Raw genomic sequence first — 2733 nt, 5'->3', positions numbered from 1 at the left:
GGAACATTTGAAAATGCGTAAGAAAGGCCTCTTACAGAAAATGTTTCCAAAAAATGGCGAAAGTTTTCCGGAAATTCGTTTTCCTGAATTTACTGACGCTTGGGAACAGCGTAGGTTGGGGGAAGTGGCGGAAATCAATCCAAAATCAATTCTTCCAGAGGAATTTGAGTATGTGGATTTAGGTTCTGTCATAGGGACGGAGATGTTGTCACATAAACATGAAACTAAAAATACAGCTCCATCTAGAGCACAGAGATTAGCTAAAAAAGGTGATGTATTTTATCAGACTGTAAGACCGTACCAGAAAAATAATTTTTTGTTTGAAAAGGATGAGCAAAATTATGTTTTCTCTACTGGTTATGCACAGTTACGTCCGAAAGGTGATGGCCGATTTTTACTCTCATATTTGCAGACTCAGAAGTTTGTTAATACAGTTTTAGACAATTGTACAGGAACAAGTTACCCTGCAATTAACTCTAGCGACTTATCAATAATTACAATTTCTTTCCCCTCCCTCCCCGAGCAGGAACGGATTGGCGCATTCTTCCAAACCCTAGACGCGACCATCGCTAGTCATCAGCGTAAGCTGGAACATTTGAAAACACTGAAAAAAGGGCTTTTGCAACAGCTTTTCCCTTAGGATGAGCTTCATTTTTGAGAAGACAGCTAAAAACAAGGAGGTATACATGACGAGTAAAACACAGGAAATCACAGACAAGATCTGGGCTATGGCCAATGAATTGCGGGGCAATATGGAGGCCAATGAGTACAAAAACTATATCCTAGCCTTCATCTTTTACCGCTATTTGTCCGAGCATCAGGAGAAGTACTTGGTGAGCAATCAGGTCATCGATGTGCCAGAGGGGATGACGGTCAACCAAGCCTACAAGGAGCAGGCTTCTGGTGAGGATTTGGAGGAGTATCTAGAGGATATTTCTCTGACCTTGGGCTATGCCATTGAGCCAGAGGACACTTGGGAGTCCTTGCGGGAGAAGATCGCAGATAGTCAGGTCATGCCCAGTGATTATCAGACCATTTTTGAGCATTTTAACCGCAATGTGGAGCGCAACCGTGAGGCTTCCAAGGACTTTAGTGGCGTTTTTAACGACATCAACCTCGGGGATTCACGCTTGGGAGCGTCTACGACAGCTCGTGCCAAGTCGCTAGGTGCTATTGTCAAGCTCATCGATGGGATTGACTACAAGAGTGAGGATGGTAGAGACATCCTAGGAGAGATTTACGAGTATCTGATCGGGAAATTTGCCGCCTCAGCAGGGAAAAAAGGGGGCGAGTTTTACACGCCCCATGAGGTCAGCCAGATCTTAGCCAAGCTAGTGACGCTAGATGTCACTGAAGACCTAGATACAGCCTTTAGCGTCTACGACCCAACCATGGGTTCTGGCTCTCTCCTTTTGACTGTGGGAAATGAACTCCCCCAAGGCAAAAAAGCAGGTGCCATCAAGTACTTTGGTCAGGAGTTAGGGACGACCACCTACAACTTGGCTCGGATGAATCTCATGATGCACGATGTGACCTATACCAATATGACTCTTAGAAATGCGGATACCCTAGAGAGTGACTGGCCAGATGGACCAGATGAGAAAGGGATTGACCATCCTCGCTCTTTTGATGCCGTGGTGGCCAACCCTCCCTACTCAGCCAAGTGGGACAATGCGGACTCCAAGCTCAAAGACCCCCGCTTTTCAGAATATGGCAAGCTAGCCCCTGCCTCAAAAGCAGACTATGCCTTTATCCTACACAGCCTTTACCATCTCAATAACACGGGGACTATGGCTATCGTCCTCCCCCATGGCGTGCTCTTTCGTGGTGCAGCAGAGGGCAAGATTCGCCAAGTCTTGATCGAGAAAAACTACTTAGATGCTGTTATCGGCCTACCAGCCAATCTTTTTTACGGCACCAGCATTCCAACCACTATCTTAGTCTTTAAGAAAAATCGCAAGACCAAAGACGTTTTCTTTATCGATGCTTCCAAAGACTACAGCAAAGGCAAAAACCAAAATAGCCTAACCGAGGCGCATATCGAAAAGATTGTCGCAACCTATAAAGCTCGTCAAGATGTGGACAAGTATGCCCACTTAGCGAGCCTGGAAGAGATACAGGAAAACGACTACAACCTCAATATCCCTCGCTATGTGGATACCTTTGAGGAGGAAGAACCGATTGACCTTGATGAAATCAAGCAACTCCTAGCCCAAGACGACCAAGAAATCGCCAAACTCGAAGCCGAAATCGCTACCCTTTTGAAAGAACTGGGAGTTTGAAGGAGCGAAGGATGACTGCACAAAGGCAAGACTATATGCGATTGATTAAGAAAACATAAGTGCCTCTAAATGAAGGAACTGAATGACGTTATAACAAAAATCACAATCTGGCAACAACTTAAGTTCCAAATACAGATTGTGATTTTTATTATTTTAGATTCTTGAACTGATGGATACACTGAATCTTGGGAGAGAAAAGCTCCAGTGGAGGTTTTCTGCCTTTTTCCAAGAAATGAAAAGAAAAAGGTGTGGGTTGGGGGAAAGGAGTTTACATGAAAAACATACCAAAATTAAGATTTCCAGAGTTCAAGGATACCGACGCTTGGGAGAGAAAAGCTCCAGTGGAGGTTTTCTGCCTTTTCCAATAAATGGAAAGGAAAAGGGCGTAAGTTGGGGTGAGCAAGATTGGAAAAACAAAACATCGCTTTCCAGATTTTACAGATGCCGACGC

Annotated in this window: 3 protein-coding genes; 2 read left to right on the top strand and 1 reads right to left on the bottom strand. The window is 44.6% G+C overall.

The features are described from left to right. Positions 1-640, top strand: a 640-nt coding sequence (locus SORDD15_RS06850; protein ID WP_231097646.1) for a restriction endonuclease subunit S, incomplete at its 5' end; no start/stop codon positions are given. Between the two features lie 46 nt (positions 641-686). Continuing rightward, the gene (locus SORDD15_RS06845; protein ID WP_061415858.1) at positions 687-2282 is read left to right on the top strand and encodes a type I restriction-modification system subunit M; all 1596 of its coding nucleotides are present in this window, start codon (positions 687-689) and stop codon (positions 2280-2282) included. Positions 2283-2550: 268 nt separating this feature from the next. On the opposite strand, the gene SORDD15_RS10550 is transcribed toward SORDD15_RS06845, so the two are convergent. Next, a partial coding sequence (locus SORDD15_RS10550) for a hypothetical protein (protein WP_231097645.1) occupies positions 2551-2733 on the bottom strand: 183 nt, incomplete at its 5' end.

It is taken from the genome of Streptococcus oralis (assembly GCF_001578935.1).
In the GTDB taxonomy this organism is placed as follows: Bacteria; Bacillota; Bacilli; order Lactobacillales; family Streptococcaceae; genus Streptococcus; species Streptococcus oralis_R.
Note: the sequence above shows the minus strand (reverse complement) of the source record. Positions and strands in the feature narration are given on the sequence as shown.